Genomic DNA, 4,041 nt, shown 5'->3' on the forward strand with positions numbered 1-4,041 from the left:
GGGCCGGGGTCGGGGGGCTGCGGCGTGCCGGCGAAGTGCAGGCTGTCGCTGTAGGTGCCGTAGTCGTTGGTCGTGACGCCGTTGCGCGCCGTGCCGATGTAGAGGTCTCGCCCCGCGACGCGCTCGACGGTGATCGGTCCGCCGTCGGGCGAGACCGCGCCGGCGTGCCGTGCGGCCCGGCACAGGCTGGAGTCGGTCGTGTACAGGTCGGTGCCCCAGACCGCGCCATCACGCGTGGCCTCGGCGCTGCAGCGGCAGCTGAAGGGCATCGGGAGGTCGGGGTTGATCGCGAGGTTCTGGGGGCAGGGGCCGATGGCGTCGGGAGCGTCCGCCGTCCGCGCGGGAGGCGGTTCGGACGCCCGGCGCGCGGAAGTCGCCGGGACCGTTTCCTGCGGTAGCGTCGGTGCGACGCGCGCGGGGGTGACGCCGCCCTCTGCCGGTGCCGCGTCGGGCGTGCGCTCACCGCGCATGATCCAGCTGCCGGCGAGGATCGCCACGACGACGACGCCCACTGCGGCGGCGAAGCGCTGGTTGCGCGCGCGATTGGCGCTTGCGGGCGGGGTGTGGCGCTGGAGCCCGGCGGGCGTGGAGGTCGGGCGCGCGCCCCGGATCGCCTGCGCGAGCCGCTCCCATTGGTTGCTCTGCGGTGGCTCCCAGGCATCGATCCAGTGCGCCGAGGAAATGAAGAGTTCGAGCTCGCGGTCGGGCAGCACGTTCTCGATGCGCACCGGGAAGATCGCCTTGCCCTTGCTCGTCGCGCGTTCGACTTCGCGGTGCACGAACAGCGATTCGTTGCTGTGGCCCGAAAGGAGCAGCACGAAGGCGCTGCAGGATTCGATTCCCGACAGGATCTCGGCGGCGTACTCGCGGCCCGGCGTGACGTCGCGCGGGGCGATCCAGCAGTGGATGCCGCGCGATTCGAGGTGGCGGCACAGCTCGGCGGCGGTCGCGGCGTCGTCGGCGGCGTGGCTGATGAAGGCGGTCGGTGCGGGAGTCATGCGTCGGATGCCGTGTCCGCGAGGTAGAAAGGGTCAGAGGGACTTGAGGTATTCGACCAGCGCATCCTTGTCGGTGTCGGGCAACTCGGTGCCGTACAGGTGGCCGCCGTTGCCGTTGCCGCGCAGGCGGGTGTCGTGCAGGGTGCCGACGCGCGCGGCATCGCTGCCGGCGGTGACGAAGCCGCCCTTCACCTGATCATAGACGTCATAGCCGCGCAGGAATTCGACCGGGCGCCGCGACGGCGGTTCGAGCAGGTCGCGCAGCGTCGGCACCGAACCGTTGTGCAGATAGGGCGCGCGCAGCCAGATGCCGTCGAGGAAGGGGATGACGTAGCCGTCGAGGGTTTCCTCGACGAGGCCCTTGCGGGTGATGCCCATCGCGCGCACGACGCGGTTGGCCTCGATCGCGGCTTCCTTGTTCCAGCTGTCCAGCCGCCCGCGGTCGGTGCCGAGCTCGGCGAGCGGCAGGCGCGTGCCGGTGCGGTCGGAGGCGTGGCAGGCGGCGCAGTGAGCATCGAACACGGGCTTGCCGGCGGCGGCGCGCTCGGCGTCGAGCGCGAACGGGTATTTCGGCGCCGGCAGCTTGCCGAGGAAGGCGTGCATCCAGTCGACGTGGCCGAGGAAGGCTTGGCGGTCCTTGGGCGGCGCGCCGAGGACGCCGAGCGCGGAATCGATGATCACCGAGCGCGCGTCGTGGCTGTCGCCGGCGAGGTTCATGAAATGCCCTTTCTCCGGCTTGTACTTGTCGAGGTTCCACAGCGCGGGCATGTCGGTGGGGCCGAAGCTGTCGTCCATCGGCGCCTCGATCATGAAGTACTTTGTCAGGTTCATCGCGTCGTCGCGCCCGCGCCCCCAGTCGGGGAAGTCCGTGCGGTAGATCCACGCGAACTGCGCCTCGCGCTCGAGGAGGCGCTTCTTCGTGATCGGGATGATCAGGAAGCGGTACGCGAGGCGGTCGAGCCAGTCGAGTTCGGTGACCAGCGCGATCTCGCGCATCAGCACGTCGGGGGTGAAGCGCGGGTCCTTCGCGCAGTCGATGAGGTAGCGGAAGAAGGCTTCGAGGTTGAGCGTGTGGCCCGGCCCGGCGACGAGGTAGGTCGGGTTCTCGTCGTGGCGGCTGCGATAGCTGGCGGTGTGGCAGGCGGCGCAGGTGTTGGCGACGCGCGGGAAGCCGATGGTCTTCTTGGTGAAGCCGATCGGCAACTCCATGCCCTGTTCCCACGCGACGCCGAGCGACGCATAGCCGCCCGCGCCGGGGAGCTTCTCGGGGAAGATGCGCGGCAGCACGTAGAAGATCCAGTACGGGATGCCGGCGTCGTTCTCCGCGCCGATCGAGCCGTACTTCCAGCGCATCTCGGGGGTGGCGGTGACCCACGCCGGTTGCGCCTCCTCGCGCAGGAAGCGGTACCAGCCGAGGTAGGCGAGCGCGGCGCCGGCGGCGAGCAGCACGGTCAGCGCGATCCACAGCCAGCGGTGCCTGTGCGCGGGCGCGAGGGGATCGTTGCCCGGGCCGCCCGTGTCGTTCTCGTTCGTGGCTTGCATCACGCCGCCTCCGGCATCAGAAGGTCTTGAGGTATTCGAGCAGCGCGGCCTTGTCGTCGGCGGCCAGCTCGGTGCCGTAGGGCGCGCCCTCGTGGCCGCCGTTGCCGTTGCCGGGGATCGCCGTGTCGTAGCGGAAGTACGTGCGCGCGCCTTCCTCGCACACGTCGCTGACGAAGCCGAGCTTGTCGCGGTCGATGACGTCGTAGCCGCGGCAGAAGCTTGCCGGGCGCCGCGACGCCGGTTCGAGGAGGTCGCGCACCGTCGGTACCGAGCCGTTGTGCAGGTAGGGGCCGCGCAGCCACAGGCCGTCGAGCGGCATGTTGGCGTAGCCGAAGGTCTTGCGGAAGCCGCTGAAGCGCCACGGGTAGCCGGCATAGACGGCGCCGAGGTTCTGCGCGAGCTCGGGGGTGAAGGAGTCGAGGCGGTGGCGGTCGGTGCCGATCTCGGCGAGCGGCGTGACGTGGCCGACTTGCGGGCCGCGGAAGTCCTGCCCGCTGGCGCCGTGGCAGCCGGCGCAGTATTCGGCGTAGAGCGGTGCGCCGCGCGCGGCGAGCGCCGCGTCGATGGCGTAGGGGTACTTCGGCGGTGCGGCGTCGAGCAGCCATTCCTCGAGGCGCCCGATCGCGACCAGGTCGATCGTCGGCGGCGTCGTGCCGGTGCCGAAGGCGGCGTTCTTGTTGCGTTCCTCGGCCTTGGTATTGTTGCCGTCCCAGTGCAGCTGCATCGGCTGGCCGTCGTCGCGCGTCTTGCGCTTCCGCTGCTCCCAGATCGACGGGAAGTCGGTGGTGCCGATGCGCTCCTCGGGCGCGAGGCGTCCGGACGGGAAATTGAACAGCGCCTTCGACGGGTTGAAGGTGTCGACCCGCCCCGGGCCCCACGGCGGCTGCGACAGCGACCACGCGAAGCGCTCGCGCAGCATCAGCAGGCGCTCGCGCATCAAGGCGATCGCGACCGGATACACCACGTAGCGGTCGAAGGGGCCGAGCTTGCCGGCGCGCGCGTCGATCTCGGGGATGATGGTGTCGGGGCTGAAGCGCGCGTCGGCGGCGCAATTGAAGAAGAAGTTCTCGAAGCCCATCAGGTTCAACTGGTGGGCCGGCATGCCCAGATACACGCGCGGCGCGGCCTCGGGCGTGTCGCGCACGGTGCCGGCGTGGCAGGCCGCACAGTTGAGGAAGACGCGGTCGAGGCCGAGGTTGCGGCGCATCGACACGCCGACCGGCAGCGTGCGGCCTTCCTCGAAGATCATGCCGAGCGAGGCGTATCCCTCGCCGGGCAGGTACTTCGCGCACACCGTGGGCAGCACCTGCCAGATCCAGTACGGGAAGCCCGATGCGCGTTCGCCGCCGGTCGAGCCGTACTTGAAGTGGCGCTCGATGTCCGGGTAGCTCACCGGCTCGTCGGCGGAAAAGCGCACGTACAGGCCGACGGCGATCGTCGCCGGGACCAACATCAGCGCGGCGACGACGAGCAAGACGCCGCAGCACCAGCGTCTTGCGGG

The 4,041-nt window shown here is 70.3% G+C and carries 3 protein-coding genes; all 3 read right to left on the bottom strand.

The annotated features are described in order from the left end of the window. A partial coding sequence (locus GPA27_RS27895; protein ID WP_169143664.1) for a TIR domain-containing protein occupies window positions 1-998 on the bottom strand: 998 nt, incomplete at its 3' end. A 33-nt stretch (window positions 999-1,031) separates the two neighbouring features. Continuing rightward, entirely contained in the window at window positions 1,032-2,540 is a 1,509-nt protein-coding gene (locus tag GPA27_RS27900; RefSeq protein WP_169143665.1) for a c-type cytochrome, read from the bottom strand. 16 nt (window positions 2,541-2,556) lie between these two features. Continuing rightward, a partial coding sequence (locus tag GPA27_RS27905) for a c-type cytochrome (RefSeq protein ID WP_211165294.1) occupies window positions 2,557-4,041 on the bottom strand: 1,485 nt, incomplete at its 5' end.

The sequence above is a fragment of the Aromatoleum toluolicum genome (assembly GCF_012911005.2).
GTDB lineage: Bacteria > Pseudomonadota > Gammaproteobacteria > Burkholderiales > Rhodocyclaceae > Aromatoleum > Aromatoleum toluolicum.